This is a genomic window from Streptomyces sp. WM4235 (assembly GCF_001279725.1).
Lineage (GTDB): Bacteria > Actinomycetota > Actinomycetes > Streptomycetales > Streptomycetaceae > Streptomyces.
Genome location: NZ_LGDE01000288.1, coordinates 1 through 436, shown reverse-complemented (window position 1 = coordinate 436; position 436 = coordinate 1). Strand labels below are relative to the sequence as shown.

At 75.7% G+C, this 436-nt stretch carries 1 pseudogene; it reads left to right on the top strand.

From position 1 onward, the window contains the following. Nucleotides 1-436 (top strand): annotated as a pseudogene (locus ADK55_RS19695) (hypothetical protein); the annotation flags it as partial.

Sequence of the window (436 nt, the reverse complement as noted above, 5' to 3'; positions counted from 1 at the left end):
CGAGTGGCTCGCCAAGGGCGGGGTGATGCTGCCGGTTTACCTGCGCGAGGCGATGTGGCTGAGCTTCGCGGGGACCCGGGAGCCCGCGGCGCTCCAGGTCGGCGTCGGCAAGGTCTGCGCCGTCTCGGGCGAGCGCTGGACGGGACGGCTCGCGCACCGCCCGCAGAACTACGTGGTGCTCCCGCGCCAGCCGTGGCTGGACGGGATCAACTCGGGCAAGGGGACGGTGCGTCAGTTCGTCGCCGTGCCGCTCGGCCTCGGCGCCACGGTCGAGGGACAGGTCACCGGCGAGGAGACCACGGGCGGCGTGCAGCTCCAGGCGTTCCCGCTCGGCCCCGAGCCGTTGCGGCTCTGGCGGGAGCAGGAGCGCGCCCGGCTCATCCCGCCGCCGATGCCGTCCTTCGGCGGGTACGCGGGCGCTCCGGCGGCCCCGGGG